The 434-nt window shown below is 47.7% G+C and carries 1 protein-coding gene; it reads right to left on the bottom strand.

All coding sequences use genetic code 11. From position 1 onward, the window contains the following. Positions 1-434, bottom strand: a 434-nt coding sequence (locus ACTHUR_RS21480) for a M1 family aminopeptidase (RefSeq protein ID WP_440400832.1), incomplete at both ends; no start/stop codon positions are given.

Genomic DNA, 434 nt, shown 5'->3' with positions numbered 1-434 from the left:
GGCCAGCACGAACTTGGTGTTGAAAATATTCAAACCTTTGTTTTCCATCGCGCCCATATTGAAATCGCCCACGGCAACGACCATGAAAATATCCAAATCGTATTCCAAGCCGAAGCGCGTTTCGTCCCATTTCATCGCATTTTTCAACGATTCCACGGCAAAACCGACTTTAGGTTTGTCTGTCTCAGTGGTGTAGAACTCGATTTTGACCTTACGGCCGCTCATGGTCGTAAAATAATCTTCCGTTACCGCCAAATCGCCTGCCACCAAAGCAAAGAGATAGCTCGGTTTGGCAAACGGGTCTTCCCATTTCACCCAATGACGGCCGTCTGAAAACTCGCCGCCACCGATTTTATTGCCGTTAGACAGCAACACCGGATAGCGTTTTTTGTCTGCAACGATGGTGGTGGTAAATTTAGACATGACATCCGGAC

This window comes from Neisseria sp. P0021.S007 (assembly GCF_051956855.1).
The sequence above is the reverse complement of the archived record's forward strand: the minus strand, read 5'-3'. Positions and strand labels throughout refer to the sequence as shown.